Source organism: Kitasatospora sp. NPDC002522 (genome assembly GCF_053595195.1).
In genome coordinates, this window is the sequence record NZ_JBSFXE010000016.1 from 105640 (window position 1) to 122020 (window position 16381).

17 protein-coding genes are annotated in these 16381 nt (G+C 72.7%); 6 read left to right on the top strand and 11 right to left on the bottom strand.

Going from position 1 to position 16381, the window contains the following annotated elements; all coding sequences use genetic code 11:
* The first annotated feature begins 32 nt into the window (after positions 1 to 32).
* From ACWD4U_RS16310 to ACWD4U_RS16325, 4 genes are all read left to right on the top strand, one after another.
* On the top strand, positions 33 to 1607 hold the full coding sequence (locus tag ACWD4U_RS16310; RefSeq protein WP_363454342.1) for a sugar ABC transporter ATP-binding protein: 1575 nt from the start codon (positions 33 to 35) through the stop codon (positions 1605 to 1607).
* On the top strand, positions 1604 to 2638 hold the full coding sequence (locus ACWD4U_RS16315) for an ABC transporter permease (protein ID WP_363454344.1): 1035 nt from the start codon (positions 1604 to 1606) through the stop codon (positions 2636 to 2638). Before ACWD4U_RS16310 ends, ACWD4U_RS16315 begins: the two co-directional genes overlap by 4 nt.
* A gap of 232 nt (positions 2639 to 2870) precedes the next feature.
* Entirely contained in the window at positions 2871 to 3605 is a 735-nt protein-coding gene (locus tag ACWD4U_RS16320; RefSeq protein ID WP_363454346.1) for a DUF6333 family protein, read from the top strand.
* Positions 3606 to 3674: 69 nt separating this feature from the next.
* Positions 3675 to 4082, top strand: a complete 408-nt coding sequence (locus ACWD4U_RS16325; protein WP_363454348.1) for an NUDIX hydrolase — start codon at positions 3675 to 3677, stop codon at positions 4080 to 4082.
* Positions 4083 to 4092: 10 nt separating this feature from the next.
* Here the strand turns inward: ACWD4U_RS16325 and ACWD4U_RS16330 are convergent, their stop codons facing one another.
* From ACWD4U_RS16330 to ACWD4U_RS16350, 5 genes are read right to left on the bottom strand one after another with little or no spacing between them, the layout of a single operon-like run.
* The gene (locus tag ACWD4U_RS16330; protein WP_363454350.1) at positions 4093 to 5127 is read right to left on the bottom strand and encodes an ABC transporter ATP-binding protein; all 1035 of its coding nucleotides are present in this window, start codon (positions 5125 to 5127) and stop codon (positions 4093 to 4095) included.
* The gene (locus tag ACWD4U_RS16335) at positions 5124 to 6398 is read right to left on the bottom strand and encodes a cytochrome d ubiquinol oxidase subunit II (protein WP_363454352.1); all 1275 of its coding nucleotides are present in this window, start codon (positions 6396 to 6398) and stop codon (positions 5124 to 5126) included. The genes ACWD4U_RS16330 and ACWD4U_RS16335 overlap by 4 nt, the downstream gene beginning before the upstream one ends.
* A complete protein-coding gene (locus ACWD4U_RS16340) occupies positions 6391 to 7761 on the bottom strand; it encodes a cytochrome ubiquinol oxidase subunit I (protein WP_363454354.1) in 1371 nt (456 codons plus the stop codon). The genes ACWD4U_RS16335 and ACWD4U_RS16340 overlap by 8 nt, the downstream gene beginning before the upstream one ends.
* A gap of 54 nt (positions 7762 to 7815) precedes the next feature.
* A complete protein-coding gene (locus tag ACWD4U_RS16345) occupies positions 7816 to 8526 on the bottom strand; it encodes a YoaK family protein (RefSeq protein ID WP_363454356.1) in 711 nt (236 codons plus the stop codon).
* A gap of 28 nt (positions 8527 to 8554) precedes the next feature.
* Entirely contained in the window at positions 8555 to 10429 is a 1875-nt protein-coding gene (locus ACWD4U_RS16350) for an amidohydrolase (protein WP_363454430.1), read from the bottom strand.
* 430 nt (positions 10430 to 10859) lie between these two features.
* Here ACWD4U_RS16350 and ACWD4U_RS16355 point away from each other — a divergent pair, with 430 nt between their 5' ends.
* Together ACWD4U_RS16355 and ACWD4U_RS16360 are read left to right on the top strand one after the other, a co-directional pair.
* Positions 10860 to 11522: a hydrolase gene (locus ACWD4U_RS16355; RefSeq protein WP_363454358.1), complete on the top strand. Its 663-nt coding sequence runs from the start codon at positions 10860 to 10862 to the stop codon at positions 11520 to 11522.
* Positions 11523 to 11551: 29 nt separating this feature from the next.
* A complete protein-coding gene (locus ACWD4U_RS16360; protein ID WP_363454360.1) occupies positions 11552 to 12034 on the top strand; it encodes a DoxX family membrane protein in 483 nt (160 codons plus the stop codon).
* Positions 12035 to 12090: 56 nt separating this feature from the next.
* Here ACWD4U_RS16360 and ACWD4U_RS16365 read toward each other — a convergent pair whose 3' ends face one another.
* The 6 genes from ACWD4U_RS16365 to ACWD4U_RS16390 form a co-directional block, all read right to left on the bottom strand.
* The gene (locus ACWD4U_RS16365) at positions 12091 to 12396 is read right to left on the bottom strand and encodes a GNAT family N-acetyltransferase (protein WP_363454362.1); all 306 of its coding nucleotides are present in this window, start codon (positions 12394 to 12396) and stop codon (positions 12091 to 12093) included.
* Between the two features lie 114 nt (positions 12397 to 12510).
* Entirely contained in the window at positions 12511 to 12960 is a 450-nt protein-coding gene (locus ACWD4U_RS16370) for an SsgA family sporulation/cell division regulator (protein WP_363454364.1), read from the bottom strand.
* Positions 12961 to 12994: 34 nt separating this feature from the next.
* Positions 12995 to 13882, bottom strand: coding sequence for an alpha/beta fold hydrolase (locus tag ACWD4U_RS16375; RefSeq protein ID WP_363454366.1), 888 nt, complete (start codon positions 13880 to 13882; stop codon positions 12995 to 12997).
* A 76-nt stretch (positions 13883 to 13958) separates the two neighbouring features.
* Positions 13959 to 14513, bottom strand: a complete 555-nt coding sequence (locus ACWD4U_RS16380) for a Dps family protein (RefSeq protein ID WP_363454368.1) — start codon at positions 14511 to 14513, stop codon at positions 13959 to 13961.
* Between the two features lie 12 nt (positions 14514 to 14525).
* Entirely contained in the window at positions 14526 to 15245 is a 720-nt protein-coding gene (locus ACWD4U_RS16385; RefSeq protein WP_363454370.1) for an alpha/beta fold hydrolase, read from the bottom strand.
* The gene (locus ACWD4U_RS16390; protein WP_363454372.1) at positions 15242 to 16243 is read right to left on the bottom strand and encodes an alpha/beta hydrolase; all 1002 of its coding nucleotides are present in this window, start codon (positions 16241 to 16243) and stop codon (positions 15242 to 15244) included. The genes ACWD4U_RS16385 and ACWD4U_RS16390 overlap by 4 nt, the downstream gene beginning before the upstream one ends.
* Positions 16244 to 16381 lie beyond the last annotated feature (138 nt).

Here is a 16381-nt window from a genome sequence, read left to right on the forward strand (position 1 = left end):
CTCCTTCGTTCCGCACATGAGGTGACCCAGCAGTGAGCAGAGCACGCCGCTCGACCCCGGACCGCCGCCCTCCCGAGCCTCGGCCTGCCGCCACCGGAGCACGGGTCGAGCGCATCACCAAGCGATTCGGGGAGATCCAGGCCCTGAGCGACGTGACCCTGGACTTCCCCAGCGGAAGGGTCACCGCCCTCATGGGCGAGAACGGGGCGGGCAAGTCCACCCTGCTGAAGATCCTCACCGGAGACCATCGGCCCACCGAGGGCCGGGTCCTGCTCGACGGGCAACCGGTCGACCCGCGTTCCCCGGCGGAGGCACGGGCCGCGGGCATCCGGATCATCCCGCAGGAACCCGAGATCATTCCGCACGTCTCGGTCGCCGAGAACGTCTACGCCGGTTCCCTTCCCCGGGCATTCGGCCGCCGCCTGGACCGGGCCGAACTGCGTCGTCGCATCACCGCAGACCTCGATCGTCTCGGCTTCGCCGACGTCCTCGACCCGGACCTGCTCGGCTCCCAGCTGACCCCCGCCCAGCGCCAACTGGTGGAGATCATGCGGGCGTTGACCGGTACGGCACGGGTGATCGCGTTCGACGAGCCGACCTCCTCGCTCTCCGAGCACGAGGTCGACGCGCTGTTCGCGCTCATCAACCGCCTGCGCGACCAGGACATCGCCGTCGTCTACGTCTCCCACCGGATGCAGGAGATCTTCCAACTCGCCGACCGCATAGCCGTCCTGCGCGACGGCGCCCTGGTCGGCGTCCAGGACGCCCGGACCACCACCGAGGACGACCTGGTACGCCTGATGGTCGGTCGCGACCTGTCCACGATGTTCGTCCGGCGGCCCGTCGCCACCGACCGGGTCGTCCTGGACGTCCGCGACCTGACCACCGACCAGGTCCACGGCATCGACCTGCGCGTCCACGCCGGTGAAGTCGTCGGCCTGGCCGGCCTGATCGGCGCCGGACGCTCCGAACTCGCCCTCGCGCTCGCCGGCGACCTGCCCGTCCACAGCGGCAGCATCACCCTGGACGGTCGTCCGCTGCCGTCCGGCGACCCCGGCGCGGTGATCCGCGCGGGACTCGGCCTGGCCCCGGAGGAGCGCAAGGCGCAGGCCCTGTTCCTGCACCGCACGATCCGCGACAACACCTCGATCGCCGTACTGGAGCGGCTGCGGCGTTTCCGCTTCGTGCGGCGCGGCGCCGAGCGCGAGCTGGCGCAGGAGTACACCGACCGGCTGCGGGTGCGCACCCCCTCGATCGAGCACGAGGTCCGCAAGCTCTCCGGCGGCAACCAGCAGAAGGTCGTCCTCGCCCGCTGGCTCGCCCGCAAACCGAAACTGCTGATCCTCGACGAGCCCACCCGGGGCATCGACGTCGGCGCCAAGGCCGAGATCTACCAGATCATCGCCGACCTCGCCGAACAGGGCACCGCACTGCTCGTCATCTCCTCCGAACTGCCCGAACTGCTCGGTCTCGCCGACCGGATCGTCGTCATGCAGAACGGCCGGGTCACCGGCGAGCTGAGCCGGCAGGCAGCCACCGAGGAGGCCGTCCTGCAACTCGCCATGGCCGACGACATCAGCGCAACCGCATCAGGAGCACTCTCATGACCACCGCCACCACCCCGCCGACCGTCGCGGACACCAAGAACCGCAGCCTGCCCGGCAAGCGGCTTCCCCTGCTCGGCACCGTCGGCGGGCAGAACCTCAGCCTGATCGGTGCCCTCGTCGCGGTGCTGGCCGTCTTCGGGGTGCTCAACGACAACTACCTCAGCCTGAACAACATGCAGGTCATCGCCGAGGCCGCCACCATCACCGGGCTCCTCGCCGTCGTCCAGACCGTCGTCATCATCTGCGGCGGCCTCGACATCTCGGTCGGCTCCCAGGCCGGCGTCGCCTCGGTCGTGAGCGCCATGGTCTTCACCTCCACCGGCTCCGACGCCCTCATCGGCATCGCCGCAGCGGCAGCCGTCGGCCTGCTCATCGGCGCCCTCAACGGCGCGGTCATCGTCTACGGTCGGGTCAACCCCACCATCGCCACCCTGGCCGGGCTCGCCGCCTACAAGGGCCTCGCCCAACTGCTCTCCGACGGCCGGGCCCAGGGCTACGTCCTCAACAACCCCGTCTTCGTCTTCCTCGGCCGAGGGAAGATCGCCGGACTCCCGATCATGGTCTGGATGCTCATCGCGGTCGCCGGCGCCGTCCATGTCCTGCTCAGGTACACCGACATCGGCCGCAACCTCTACGCGATCGGCGGCAACGACACCGCCGCCCGGCTGGCCGGCATCAACATCAACAAGTACCTGATCGCCGTCTACGGCCTGATCGGCGTGGTCGCCGCCCTCGCCGGCGTGCTGCTCACCGCCCGCACCGGCAGCGGCCAGCCCACCTCGGGCAGCGAGGGCCTCGAGCTGAAGGCGATCACCGCGGCCGCGCTCGGCGGGTGCGCACTCAAGGGCGGCAAGGGCGGCGTCGGCGGCACCCTGCTCGCCGTCGCCCTGCTCGGCGCGCTGGAGAACGGCCTCACCGTCCAGGGCATCAACTCCTTCTGGCAGAACGTCGCCCAGGGCGCCCTCCTCGTCATCGCCGTCGTCATCCAGCAGCGCCGCACCAAGGAACGCGCCATCGGACTCCCGGCCTGACGGCGCCAGGCCACCGCTCATCCTGCTCGCACGGCAGGCAAGGCGGTGGCCTCCGGCCCGTCATGACCGCTCGGTCACGGACGGCCGGACGATTTGGAGAAGCGGCAGGGAGCGACGCATCCATCGGGCTGGCCATGACCAGCCGTCAGAGGCCGTAAAAGCAGCCGGTGTTGGCCGTGCCGTAGACGATGACCGTCGATCAGCGTCGGTGGCAGCCGTTACGGTGACGGCCGTGACCGACACCAACTACTGGCGGCTCCCGCCCGGGCGGGAGCTCAAGGGATACGGCGAGTGCGCCATCACCGTGGTCCTGCCGCCGTTCCGGCCGTACTCGCCTGCCACTCCCGATGTCGTGGCGAGGTTCGGCCCGCACGACCCGGTACGGGCTCGGGCCTTCGTCGAGTCCTTCCCCACGATCGAGGCCGTTCTCGAGGAACTTCCCCTCACCGACGCCGGGCCCGAGTCCCCGCGGACGGTGGCCGACCTGGACCTGGTCCGGGTCGGATGCTGGGGCAACGTCATCGCGATCTCGGACTGCGCCCTCTCGGGTCGCGGCCTCCACGACTCGCTGCTGGAGCAGACCGATGCCCTGGCCGACCGATTTCCCGACGCCCGGATCGTCGGGTCGGCGAGCGTGGACTGCGGGGAGAACCACACGGAGACCAGTGTCCACCTGCCCGGCGGGCTCAGGCTGCACACCGAAGGGTGGACGGCCACGGACCAGTGCCACGTCGACGGCGACCCGCACGCGGTCGTGCGCGCGCTCGGGATCAGTGCCGACGTCCTCACGGGGGAGTGGGTCGACCTGGACGGTGACCTGACGTCCGTGCCCTGGGAGCACTTCGGCCACATCCTGCTGACGCCGTACAGCCCTTGGGGCTATGACGCCCTCGCGATGTCCCAGTTCCGGGTACGCCACACCGAGGACGCCACGATCCGCATGGAAGAGGCGTGGCTGCTGGAGTGACTGCCGGTCAGGACGAGCGCGCATCCACCATGAGTACTTCGCTTCGCCCTGGATGGGTACGGTCCCGGCATGGAGAAGGTCGAGGCGGTACCCGAGAAGGTGGCCTGGGTTCTGGTGCGCGGCGGCCGGGTGCTGGTGACGCGTGTCCGCGGTGTGGACGTCTTCTACTTCCCCGGTGGGAAGAGGGAACCGGGTGAGTCCGATGCGGAGACCCTGGCGCGCGAGATCGACGAGGAACTCCGGTCCCGAGTCGACACGGCCACGATGGTGCACGTCGGCACGTTCGAGACGCGGAGGGAATCCGACGGACGCATCGAGTTCCGGATGATCTGCTACACCGCCGAGCACACTGGTCCGCTGGTTGCCTCGAGCGAGATCGAGGAGTTGGACTGGTTCGGATACGGCGATCGCGCACGGGTCTCGGCAGTGGACCAGATGGTGTTCGACATGCTGCATTCGGCCGGCCGGCTGCCCTGAGGAGGCACGGTCAGGAGATCGTTGCGGTGCCGGAGGCTCTGGCAGAACGCGTCCGACCGGTTCGGCGGGCCGGCTGAGCCGGTGTCAGGTCGACGATGACGTCCGGGTGCCAGGGGAGGAGGGTGAGATCCTGTCCCTGCAGGGCGAGGACGAGGGCGGTCTCCGGCAGGGTACGGCGTAGTGCGTGGAGGAGTGCGACGGCGGTCGGTCGGTCCAGGCCGGCGGTGGGTTCGTCGAGGAGGAGGATGTGCGGTCGGCGCAGGACGGCGCGGGCGATGGCGAGGCGGCGTCGCTGGCCCTGGGAGAGGGCGCGGCCGGCCGGGCCGACCGGGGTGTCCGGGGGGAGGGTGTCGAGGCCGACCCCTGCCAGGGCTGCTTGCATCTGCGCCGTGGTGGCGAGCGGGGCGGCCAGGCACAGGTTGGCGGCGACGGTCGTGTCGGCGAGCCAGTCGTCGGCCTCGACCAAGGTGAGCACCTCGGCGACGGCCTCGGCCGGCAGGTCCTCGACGGGGGCGCCGCCCAGCCGGATGTGGCCGGAGGTGGTCGGCACGCGTCCGGCGAGCAGCACGGTGGCACGGGCCGGGGCGTACTCGGTGAGCCACTCGGTCAGCCGTGCGACCTCTCCGGTCAACGACTCGGCCAGGTCGGCGTCCCCCGGCCCGCTCCGGTCGGGGCCGGTAGCGGGCAGCGCTGCGGCGAGCAGGCGTCCGCGCAGGGCCGTGCGCACCCGGCGGGCGCCACGCGCGGCAGCCGCGTCGGCGGCGGAGAGCAGCACGGACCGGACGGCGATCCCCGCCAGGACGAGCCCCGCGCCGGGCAGGACCTGCCCGGGCCGGCCGTAGAGCCCGCGCTGCGCGGCCCAGGCCAGACCGGCCGCCCACAGGACGGTGCCCAGCGGCGCCAGCCCGCGCAGCACGCCCGCCCACCGCAACTCCGCACGACCGGGCGCGGCCCACCCGTCCAGCCAGGCGGACACCTCGTCGTCCCGGCCCGCGGCCGGCGGCTGCCCGCCGAGTTCGGCCAGCAGCGCGGTCGGCGCGCTCACGCCCCGCCCCGGGCGGGGTCCGCCTCGGCGCGGTCGAGGTCGAAGACCCCGGCCCGGTGGTCGCGGCGGTCGCCGGCGATCCACGCGGCCAGCGCCGTCCCCGAGAGGAGCGCGATGCCCACGGGGTCGATCCAGGTGGCGACGCCGCCGAAGACGTCCTGGGACACGGCTGCCAGCCCGACGCCCAGGACGGTGAGCAGCGCACGCCGGACGAGGACCACGAGACCGCCGCGCTCGGGCCGTGCCCGGACGGGCCCGGCCGCTCGTACCCGCAGCGGCCCGAGCGGCGCCTCGGGCAGCGGCGTGAACTTGCCCCGGAACGCCCACCACGCGTACGCGTTGTAGGCGAACACCACCGGCATGCACAGCCCCACGACGACCACCAGGAAGGCCTGCGAACCGGGCGGGCTGGACGCCTGATGGAGCGTCAGCCCCGGTGGCACGACCACCGGAGCGGTCGCGGCCACCAGCGCCAGCAGCCCGCAGACCTGGGCCGCGACCACGCCCGCGAAGGGCCGCCAGTCCGGCCGCCGTCCGAAGCCGTGCCAAGCCACCGCACCCGCGATCACCGCTCCGGCCACCGCGCTCCAGTACAGCGCCGCCCGCACCGGCTCGCCGAAGCCGAACCGCTGCGGATCGGCGTCCTCCAGGTCGGACGCGAGGACCAGCGCGGCCACGGCCGTGCCCGCCAGCAGCGGACGCCCGGCCCGCACCGCCCGCTCGCGGGCGGTGCCCTCGGTCTTGTCCTGCAGCCAGGCGGCACCGGCCAGCAGGTAGAGCACCACCAGGCCGAGCGCGCACAGCACGCTGTACGGGGTGAGCCAGTCGAAGGCGCCGCCGCCGAACGAGCCGCCCTGCTGCCGCAGGCCGGAGAGCACGCCGCCGAGCACCAGTCCCTGACAGAGGGTCACGGCGAGCGAGGCGGCGCCGAACAGCAGTGCCCAGCCCCGCCGGTACCCGGCGGCGGCACTCTGGAACTCCAGCCCCATGCCGCGCAGGATGACCGCGAGCAGCAGCCCGATCACCGGCAGGTAGACCCCCGGCAGCACGGTCGCGTAGACGCCGGGCAGCCCGGCCCACAGGGCGACGCCGGCCAGCACCAGCCAGCTCTCGTTGGCGTCCCAGGCGGTGGCGATCAGCTCGCCGTACTCGCGGCGCCGCTCGCCCCTGGCGAACAGGCTGAGCATGCCGACACCCAGGTCGTAGCCGTCCAGGACGACGTACATGCCGAGCGCGAGCAGGACGAGCGCGTAGGTCGCGTACTCAAGCAACGGGGGCCTCCGTTCCGGGAGCGGGCTGCGCGGCGGTGTCCGACGGCGCTTCGGGGCCGGCCTTGACGGTGCGGACGATGTAGCGGACCCAGACCGCGAGCAGGGCCGAGTAGAGGAGCACGAAGGCGGCCAGCGAGGCGGCGGCCTCGGCGGTGGTCAGGTGCGAGAGCGCGTCCGTGGTGCGCAGCTTGCCGTAGACCACCCAGGGCTGCCGCCCGGTCTCGGCGGTGATCCAGCCGCCGGTGATGGCGAGGACGCCGGCCGGGGTCATCCACACCAGCCAGCGCAGGAAGCGGCGGGAGTCGAACAGCCGCCCGCGCAGGCGCAGCACCAGCCCGGTGAAGGCGGTGGCGAACATCGCCAGCGCGGTGACGTACATGGCGCGGAAGCCGTAGAAGGCGCTCCACATGTTCGGCCGCTGGTCGGGCGGGGTCTGCAGCAGGCCGGGCACCTCGGCCCGGCCGGTGAGGTCGTGGCCGATCACCGCGCCCAGGTGCGGCACCGTGACGCGCAGGTCGTTCTCGCCGCGGTCGGTGTCGGGGACGACGAGCAGGTTGTACCCGTTGTTGTCGGTGCGCCAGTTCCCCTCGAAGGCCTGCAGTTTGGCGGGCTGGTGCTCGGCCATGAAGACGGCGGTGGCGTCGCCCAGGTACAGCTGGACGGGCATCAGGACGGCGAGCACGCCGAGGGCGATGGACAGGCAGCGCCGGGCGAGCGGCAGGGCGGCCCGGCGCTGTTTGACCAGGTACCAGGCGGAGATGCCGCCGACGAACCAGCTCGCGCTGATCAGCACGGCCAGCAGCATGTGCGGGAACCGGTAGGTGAAGGCCGGGTTGAGCAGGACCTCGGTCCAGTCGCTCGGGTGGAACTGGCCGGCCGTCTCGGTGTAGCCGGCCGGGTCCTGCATCCAGCTGTTGGCGGACAGGATCCAGGTGGTGGACAGCAGGGTGCCGATGGCCACCATCCAGGAGGCGAGGGCCATGGTGCGGGGCTTGACCCGGCCTTCGCCGTAGAGCATGACGCCGATGAAACCGGCCTCCAGGAAGAACGCCGTGATGACCTCCATCCCGATGGTCACCCCGATGACGGGCCCGACCGCGTGGGCGAAGACGCCCCAGTTGAGGCCGAACTCGAAGGTCATCACGGTGCCCGCGACGACGCCGAGGCCGAAGCCGACCGCGAAGATCTTCTTCCAGAACCGGAAGATCTGCTGGTAGAGCGGGTTGCCGGTGCGCACGTACACGGTCTGCACGACGGCGAGCAGCACGGAGAGGCCGACCGTGAGGGCCGGGAAGGACATGTGGAAGATCGCCGTGACGGCGAACTGCCACCGGGACAGTTCCAGGGCAGCCGGTGAGGCCATGAGGTCTCCGGGAGGGACGCGGGACGGGCGGGAGAAGGGGACTGCTGTACCGGGCTACTCCCGGTACAGCAGGACGGTGGCGCCGGCCAGCACCGCGCTGGCCACCAGCGCCCACGCGGTCTGCCCGTGCAGCACCAGGACGGCGCCCGGCGCGGCCCCGGCGAGCATGGTGACGACCGCGAGGATCCGGCGGCGCTGGCGCGGCGCCGTGCCGCCGGCCGGGCGGGAGTCGGCCGCCAGGCCGGTCAGCGTGAGGGTGAGCACGGTGGTCGTGAGGTCCGGCACCCCGAGGCCGCGCACGGTGCCGTTGCGGATGCCCATCGCCAGCGCGAGCAGCGCGATGACGACGTACTGCGCGGTCCCGGCCACGCCCCAGGCGAAGACGGCCGCGGCCGCCACGCCGTGCAGCGCCACCTCCAGGGCCAGCGCGGAGCGCAGCCGCCGCCCCCGGCCGGAGTCGGGCTGCGGACCGGCCAGCCGGCCGGCCAGTCCCGCGCCGAGCAGGAAGGCGGCGAGCGACGTCACCGAGCCGAGGACGGAGAACCCGGGGGCTCCGGCCAGGGCGAAGCCGATGACGACGACGTTGCCGGTCATGTTCGCCGTGAAGACGTGGCCGAGGCCGAGGTAGCTCACGGCGTCGATCAGCCCGCTGACGGCGGTGAGGGCGAACAGGGCCAGGGCCAGCGGATGGCGGTCGTGGACCTGCGGGCCGGGAAGCGGCTTCGGCCGGTCGACGGCGCCGGAGTCGGCTGCGGGCGTGCTCATGCGGGTTCCTCTCGGAAGTGACGGGTCGTCAGAAGAAACACGGGTCCAGCGGCGCCGCACCCTGCGCGGGCAGGGCGAGGCCGCGTGCTTCGCGCCAGCCGCGCTGCTCGTCGGAGGCCGCGGCGGCCTCCGCCACCAGCTCGGCCTGCCGGAGGCCCGGGCCGGGCGCGGGGGTGGCGTGGTAGCCGCCGAAGCGGGCGACCGGGCTCCAGGGCGGTGTGATCGCGGGCAGGTCGGGGGCGAGGCCCTGGTGCTCGTGGGTGCCGTGGACGATCCGTCCGCCGACCACGGTGAGGACGGCCTCGATGTGCGGGATGTCGGGCTCGGGCACGGCGAAGTAGTCGGCACTGAGCACGGCGACGTCCGCGTAACTGCCCACGGTCAGGCGGCCCTTGACGTCCTGTTCGCCGGTCAGCCGGGCGCCGCCCAGGGTGTACAGCTCCAGGGCCTGTTCGCGGCTGAGCCGGTTGTGCGCGGCGGCGAGGCGGCGTCCGGCGACGTTGCGGCCGGAGACCAGCCAGTGCAGGGCGACCCAGGGGTTGTAGGAGGAGACCCGGGTGGCGTCGGTGCCCGCCGCGACGGTGAGGCCGCGGTCCAGCATGGCCCGCAGCGGGGGCGCCTCGGCGGCGACCGGTGCGCCGTAGCGGGAGAGGAAGGCCTCGCCCTGGAAGGAGAGGCGGTTCTGCACGGAGACGGCACCGCCGAGCGCCGCGATCCGGTCGAGGCTGTCGGGGCTGACGGTCTCGGCGTGGTCGAAGAGCCAGCGGTTGCCCTGCGGGAAGAGGCCCTCGGCGGCGAGCCGCTCGAAGACAGCGAGGTCGCGGCGGATCGTCTCGTCGTAGCTGGCGTGCAGCCGGAAGCCCCAGCCGTGCTCCGTGAGCAGGCGGACAGCCTTCTCGAACTGCGCCTCGTACGGGCCGAGTTGCGGGCGGGGTTCGGTGAAGTTCTCGAAGTCGGCGGCGGCCCAGGTGAGGTTCTCGCCGGCGCCGTTGAGGCGCAGCCAGGCGTCGCCGTCGCCCGGGCGGACGGTGCTGACCCAGCAGGTGAGGTCGTCCAGTTCCTGTCCGGCGGTCTGCGGGAAGAGGTGGTAGGCGATCCGCAGCGTCAGTTCGCCGCGGGCGGCGAGTTCCATGACGGTGCCGTAGTTCTCGGGGAAGGACTGGAAGCCGCCGGCGGCGTCGATCGCCGAGGTGAGGCCGAAACGGTTCAGCTCGCGCAGGAAGTGCCGGGTGGAGGCGGCCCGGTCGGCCTCGTCCAGGGTCGGCGCCTTGGCGAGGGTGGAGTAGAGCAGCAGCGCGCCCGGCGCGGCGACCAGCAGACCGGTCGGGGTGCCGTCGTGGCCGCGGACGATCTGGCCGCCGACCGGGTCCGGGGTGGTGCGGGTGAAGCCTGCGGCGCGCAGTGCGGCCCGGTTGAGCAGCGCCGACTGGTAGAGGTGCAGGACGAAGACGGGGGTGTCGGGCGCCGCGGCGTTGAGCTCGTCCAGGGTGGGCAGCCGCCGCTCGGCGAACTGGTCGGCGGACCAGCCGCCGACCACCCGCACCCACTGGCCGGGCGGGGTGCGCTCCGCCTGGACCCGGAGCATGGCCAGGGCCTGACGCAGCGTCGGCACCCCGTCCCAGCGCAGCTCCAGCACGTAGTTGAGACCGCCGCGGATGACGTGCACGTGTGCGTCGTTGAGTCCGGGGACGGCCCGGCGACCGAGCGCGTCGACGACCCGGGTGTCGGGGCCGACCAGCGGGACGACGTCCGCGTCGTCACCGACCGCGGCGATCAGTCCGTCCCGGACGGCCAGCGCGCTCGCCCGGGGGCGACGCGGGTCGTTGGTGTGCACCTTGGCATTGCGGAGGACGAGGTCGGCGGGCCGGTCGGGCGCGCCGGGGCGGATGCCGGTGACGGGCATGCTGGACAACGGGGGTTTCCCTTCGGGCGGTGGCGGTCGATGGCTCGGCGTGCGGGAGGTCAGTGCGGACTGAGCGCGGCGGGCGGCCGCACGGGGTTTCAGGCGGCCGGCCGTGGCGCTGCCGCGAGGGTTAGCGCGGCGAGTTCGCCTTTCCGCTGACAGGCCGGCCCGGTGGGACCGCCCCGGCGAACCTAGGCGGGCGACTGTGTCCGGAGTGCCTTCGCAGTGCACTGCCGATGGCCTCGCAGTGCACGGTGCGGGGCGGCTGAGCTGCGGTTCGCCGGCGGTGCAGTGTCGGAACAGCCCCGGGCACGGAGCGAGCAGCCGGGGCGGGCAACGCGCACTAGCGTCGCCGGACGTGACGCCCCGTCGACCCGGCGGGAGCGTCCTGACGATCCGTCAACTCCCTCACGTGCCAAGGAGAAGAACCATGGCTGACATCGCCGCCGTCCAGGCCGGCCCGAGCCCCGATCTGCTCACCCCGGACAACGCGATGATGCTGTTCGTGGACCACCAGCCGCAGATGTTCTTCGGCACCGGCAGCGGCGACCGCACCTCCATCATCAACTCGACCGTCGGCCTGGCGAAGGCTGCGAAGGTCTTCGACGTACCGGTGGTGCTCTCCACCGTGGCGGCGGAGTCCTTCTCCGGTCCGATCCTCCCGCAACTGCGGGAGGTCTTCCCCGACCAGGAGGTCATCGACCGGACCAGCATGAACGCCTGGGAGAATGCGGCCCTGGTCGAGGCGGTCAAGGCGACCGGCCGCAGCAAGATCATCCTGTCGGGCCTGTGGACCGAGGTCTGCCTGGTCCTGCCTGCGCTGTCGGCGCTGGAGCAGGGCTACGAGGTGTACGTGGTCGCGGACGCCTCCGGCGGCGTGAGCCCGCAGGCGCACGAGCACGCCCTCCAGCGGATGACCGCCGCCGGGGCCGTGCCGGTCACCTGGGTGCAGGTGCTGCTGGAGCTCCAGCGCGACTGGGCCCGGGCCGAGACCTACGTGGCCGTGACGGACCTGGTGAAGGAGCACGGCGGCGCCTACGGCATGGGCATCGTCTACGCCCAGTCGATGATCAACCCGCACGCCGCCGGCTGACGGCCGGCACCGAACCACCGGAGTCCGACATGAACACGGGCCTTCTCCTGCTGCGACTGGTCGCCGGCCTGCTCGTCGCGGGTCACGGCGTCCAGAAGATCAGCTTCCACCTCGGCGGCAGCGGACTGGCCGGCGGCACCGCGGAGTTCCGCGGCGACGGCTTCCGCGGCGGGCGGCTCACCGCGCTCGCCGCGGGCGGCACTCAGCTCGGCGCCGGGCTGCTGCTCGCGCTCGGCCTGCTCACCCCGCTGGCCGCCGCGGGAGTGATGGGCGTGATGACCGTCGCCCTCACCGTCAAGTGGCCGCACGGGCTGTGGGTGCAGCACGACGGGTTCGAGTACCCGCTCGTCCTGATCGTCATCGGCGCGGTGCTGGCCGCCACCGGCCCCGGCCAGTGGTCGCTCGACGGCGCCCTCGGCCTGGCCCACTGGCCGCTGTGGTGGCTGCCGCTGGCCGTTGCCCTCGGCGTCGGCGGCGGTCTGGCCACCAGGCTCGCCCTGCACCGGAACTGACCGTTTGTGGCGTGGGCCCCGAGGCTGCTTGCGCCTCGGGGCCAACTTAGGTCGGCTCAGAGGCCGAACCTGGCGCGGTGGGAGGCGGGAACCAGGTCGGCGTACTCCGGGTGCTTGGTGATCCACCCCCGGATGAAGGGGCAGTAGGGCAGCACGGCGAGCTTCTGCTCGCGGGCCGCGTCCAGCGCTGCGCGCGCCAGCTTGCCGGCCAGGCCCTGGCCTTCGAAGCGCGAGTCGACCTCGGTGTGAATGAACGCGATCTCGTCGCCCGAGCGGTGGTACTCCGCGAAGCCGGCGCGCTCGCCGTCCACGTGGATCTCGAACCGCGACTTCTCGGCGTTGTCGACGACGATCTGCTCCATGACTCCTCCTTCTCGCGGCGGCCCGGGCGGGCCGACGCTCACACTGTAGTTGAATCCTCAACATCTGTCTCCCCGGAGCGAGTCAGTGACCGCTCGGTGATCCGGTGACCAGGCTCAGTGGTCGTCGGTGAGGTGGCTCAGTTCGGCTTCCCAGTCGATGAGTTCGGCTTCGGTGCCGCGTGGGACCAGGGCGTAGCTCTCGTTGCGGAGCCAGCTGCGCAGTGGCCTGGCGGGGAGGCCGAGCAGGGCTGTGCCGTCGGGGCCGATGAGCATGATCCGCAGTTGTCCGCGGCCGCGGCAGACGCACGGTGGCCAGATCCGTACGTCGCCGAGGCCGGCGGGCTTGTGCAGGCCCTCCCAGAGCAGGTCGCGGGAGAAGCTCCACGCCTCGCTGCGAGCCGCGGAGTCGGGGAACTCCAGGACCACGGCGAAGGGTGCGTCGCGGGAGTACCGGAAGCACACCGACAGGTCGAGGAACTGGCCTTCCCCGAGGAGAAGTCGGGCCTCCAGCGGGAGCGCCGTGGGAGCGGGACCCTGGTCGTGCAGCGGGTGGCGTCCGGGCACGGTACCTCCTGGGTGGTGAGGGTGGTGCGGCCGGTCAGCCGGTGGCCTGCGCGGCTTCGGTGATCGTGCGGGCGACCGTGTCGGGGGCGGTCAGCAGGGAGAGGTGTCCGGCGGGGACCTGCACGATGTGCGAGCCCGCCCGGCGTGCCATGGCCAGCTGTTCGGTCGGCGGGATCACCTGGTCCTCGGTCCCGACGACCGCCCAGGACGGGAGGGTCTTCCAGGCCGGCGGCCCGGAGGGCTCCGAGCCCGCGCTGACGGCGAACGGCCGCTGCCCCGCGGCCAGCAGCCGGGCCTGCGCCGCCGGGACACCGTTCGCGAAACACTGGCCGAAGCCCCGATAGGCGCCGTTGGGGGCGTACTTGAGGTACGCGTCGACATCGCCGGCCGGTCCGCCGGGGTACGGCACCAGGTCGAGGAAGGTCGTCGGATCGGCCGTGACGCAGGAGCCGGGCTGCGCCGCGTTGAGCGCGAACACGGTGTCGCCCTGGTCCGGGACGTACGCGTCGACGTAGACGAGGGCCCGTACGTTGGTGGTCTGGGTGGCGGTGTTGGTGATGACCATGCCGCCGTACGAGTGGCCGACCAGGACCACCGGGCCGGGGACGGTCGCGACGAAGTCGGCGACGGTCTCGGCGTCGGTCCGGACGCCGCGCAGCGGGTTCGGCGGCGCGACGACCGGGTAGCCGGCCTTCACCAACCGGCTGATCACGGGGTTCCAGCTGGACGCGTCGGCCCAGGCCCCGTGGACCAGCACGATGGTGGGCTTGTCGTGCTCCGGCTGCCGGTCGACGGCCATGACCGCGGGCTGATCGGCGGCCACGACGGCCTGTGCCGGGGCCAGCGTGGCGGCGGCGGCACCGAGCAGCGACGCCAGTGCGAGGACGCGGCCCGCACGGCGACGGGTCGGGATGGTGGGCAACGGGGTCTCCTTCGAACGGAGTTGACGGGAGGTCAGGGCGGGCGGGGCCCGTCGGTGGGCGGGCCCCGCCCACCGGTCACGCCCCGGGTCGGGGGGTGACCACGAGGTGTTCGGCGAGGAACCAGACCTGGGCCTCACCGGTGCGGATGACCTGGGAGACCAGGAGGTCCTGGGTGCCGTCGTCGCCGAGCTGCGCGGTGCGGCCGGCCGCGTCGCGGGCCTCGGCCAGGATCGTCTCGTGGGCGTCGAGGAGCCGCGAGAGCATCGCGGGCACGTCCTCGACCCCGTCCGGCGGACGCGGCACGCCGGTGATCTCGGCGGCGTGGCGGGGATCGCCCACGGCGACGCCGCCCAGGCTCTGCACCCGCTCGGCGAGCACGTCGACCAGGTTCAGCTGCTCCTGGGCGTGCTTGTCGAACAGCAGGTGCAGCTGGTACGAGGTCGGGCCGTGCGCGCCCCAGTGGTGCTTCTTGTACAGGGCGTACAGGAACTGGGTGTCCGCGAGGATGCGGTTGAGCCGCTGGCAGGAGTACTGCCGGGCGTCGTGGGCCAGCGCGATCGGCAACTGCGTGACGGTGCCGAACGCGTGGACCTCGGGGCCGTGCTGGTGGAGTCGGGGCTGGCTGGTCATGGGTTCTCCCGGTCAGGCGGTGACGGAGCGGACGGCGGTGCGGATCAGGTCGGCGACCTGCTCGGGCCGGGAGAGCATCACCAGGTGCGAGGAGTCGGCCTCGACGGTGGTCATCCCGGCCCGCCGGTAGCCGAACCGTTCGACCTCGGGGTTGATGGTCCGGTCGGCGGTGCAGACCAGCCCCCAGGACGGCTTGGTCCGCCACGCGGCGACCGGCGCGGCCTCGGCGAAGGCCGCGGCGGCGAGCGGGCGCTGCGAGACCGCGAGGACCCGGGCCAGCGCCGGGTCCACGTCGGCGGCGAAGATCGCCGGGAAGCGGTCGGTCTCGACCGAGACGTCGGTGCCCTCGCCGCCGCCCTCCAGCGGGAACGGCCGGTACACCAGCGCGTCCGCGAGCTCCGAGGCGGGGAAGCGGCCCTGCAGCGCGCCCAGGCTCTCCCCTTCCTCCAGCGCGTAACCCGCCAGGTACACCAGCGCCTTGACGTTCTCCTCGGCGCCGGCGACGGTGATCACGGCGCCGCCGTAGGAGTGGCCGACCAGCACGACCGGGCCGGGGATCTGCCGGACCACCGAGGCGAGGTACGCGGCGTCGCCGGTCAGACTGCGGTTGGGCACGGCCGGTGCCACCACCTGCAGGCCGTCGGCCAGCAGCGCGGGGATGACCCGCGCGAAGCTGGAGGCGTCGGCGAACGCGCCGTGCACCAGCACCACGGTGGGAGTGTCGTTCGTCATTCCGACTCCTTCAGGGTGCCGGGGGTGTCCTGGTGGAGCGCCTCGCGGAGCGTCTGGACCGCGAGCGTGATGGCGCCCTGCGCGGACCTCGACGGCCGCAGCGCGTTGAGCATCACGAAGTCGTGGATGGTGCCGAGGAACCGGACGGCGGTGACCGGCACGCCGGCCTGCCGCAGCTTCACCGCGTACGCCTCGCCCTCGTCGCGCAGCACGTCGGCCTCGCCGGTGATGACCAGCGCCGGCGGCAGTCCGGTGAGCTGCTCGACGGTCGCGCGCAGCGGGGAGGCGGTGATCTCGGCGCGCTGGGCGGGGTCGGTGGTGTACTGGTCCCAGAACCACTGCATGCCGTCGCGGCGCAGGAAGTAGCCGGTCGCGAACCGGTGGTAGGAGTCGGTGTCGAAGGCGGCGTCGGTGACCGGGTAGAACAGCACCTGCAGCACCAGCGGGACGCCGCCGCGCTCCTTGGCCATCAGGGTGAGCGCCGCGCTCATGTTGCCGCCCACGGAGTCACCGGCCACGGCGAAGCGGGTGGCGTCCAGCCCCTTGGTGGCCCCGTCGGTCACCACCCAGCGGGCCACCGCGAAGTTCTGCTCGATCGCGACCGGGTAGCGGGCCTCGGGTGACAGGTCGTACTCCGGGAAGACGACCGCGGCGTGCGCGCCGACGGCCAGCTCGCGCACCAGGCGGTCGTGGGTGTGGGCGTTGCCGAACACCCAGCCCGCGCCGTGGATGTAGAGGACGACGGGGAGCGGACCGGTGGCACCGGCCGGGCGCACGATCCGGGCGCGGACCGAGCCGGTCGGGCCGCCCGCCACCTCGACCCACTCCTCGTCGGTCTCCGGCGCGGCGACCTCGCCGGACTGCACCTGGTCGACCGCCTCGCGGCCCTTGGCCGGGGCCAGTTCGAAGAGGTACGGCGGGTTCGCGGTGGCCTCGGCGAAGGCCTGGGCTTCGGGCTCCAGGGTCGGGCCGGCGCCGACGCCCTGCTGCTCGGACATGGTGATCACCTTCGGATCTCGTCGTTCTGACTGGTGCTCACCAGGCTAGGAACGTGCAGGTGGGGGACTGTCCCGACGGCGCACACCTTCCAGCCGCTCCGCGCACTCGATCGTTTCGTCCATCTCCTCCGGGACGGT

Excerpts from the sequence above, each read along its gene's own strand:
- ACWD4U_RS16315 (WP_363454344.1), top strand. The coding sequence starts at position 1,604 with ATGACCACCGCCACCACCCCGCCGACCGTCGCGGACACCAAGAACCGC.
- ACWD4U_RS16325 (WP_363454348.1), top strand. The coding sequence starts at position 3,675 with ATGGAGAAGGTCGAGGCGGTACCCGAGAAGGTGGCCTGGGTTCTGGTG.
- ACWD4U_RS16340 (WP_363454354.1), bottom strand. The coding sequence starts at position 7,761 with ATGGCCTCACCGGCTGCCCTGGAACTGTCCCGGTGGCAGTTCGCCGTC.
- ACWD4U_RS16345 (WP_363454356.1), bottom strand. The coding sequence starts at position 8,526 with ATGAGCACGCCCGCAGCCGACTCCGGCGCCGTCGACCGGCCGAAGCCG.
- ACWD4U_RS16350 (WP_363454430.1), bottom strand. The coding sequence starts at position 10,429 with ATGCCCGTCACCGGCATCCGCCCCGGCGCGCCCGACCGGCCCGCCGAC.
- ACWD4U_RS16355 (WP_363454358.1), top strand. The coding sequence starts at position 10,860 with ATGGCTGACATCGCCGCCGTCCAGGCCGGCCCGAGCCCCGATCTGCTC.
- ACWD4U_RS16360 (WP_363454360.1), top strand. The coding sequence starts at position 11,552 with ATGAACACGGGCCTTCTCCTGCTGCGACTGGTCGCCGGCCTGCTCGTC.
- ACWD4U_RS16365 (WP_363454362.1), bottom strand. The coding sequence starts at position 12,396 with ATGGAGCAGATCGTCGTCGACAACGCCGAGAAGTCGCGGTTCGAGATC.
- ACWD4U_RS16380 (WP_363454368.1), bottom strand. The coding sequence starts at position 14,513 with ATGACCAGCCAGCCCCGACTCCACCAGCACGGCCCCGAGGTCCACGCG.
- ACWD4U_RS16385 (WP_363454370.1), bottom strand. The coding sequence starts at position 15,245 with ATGACGAACGACACTCCCACCGTGGTGCTGGTGCACGGCGCGTTCGCC.
- ACWD4U_RS16390 (WP_363454372.1), bottom strand. The coding sequence starts at position 16,243 with ATGTCCGAGCAGCAGGGCGTCGGCGCCGGCCCGACCCTGGAGCCCGAA.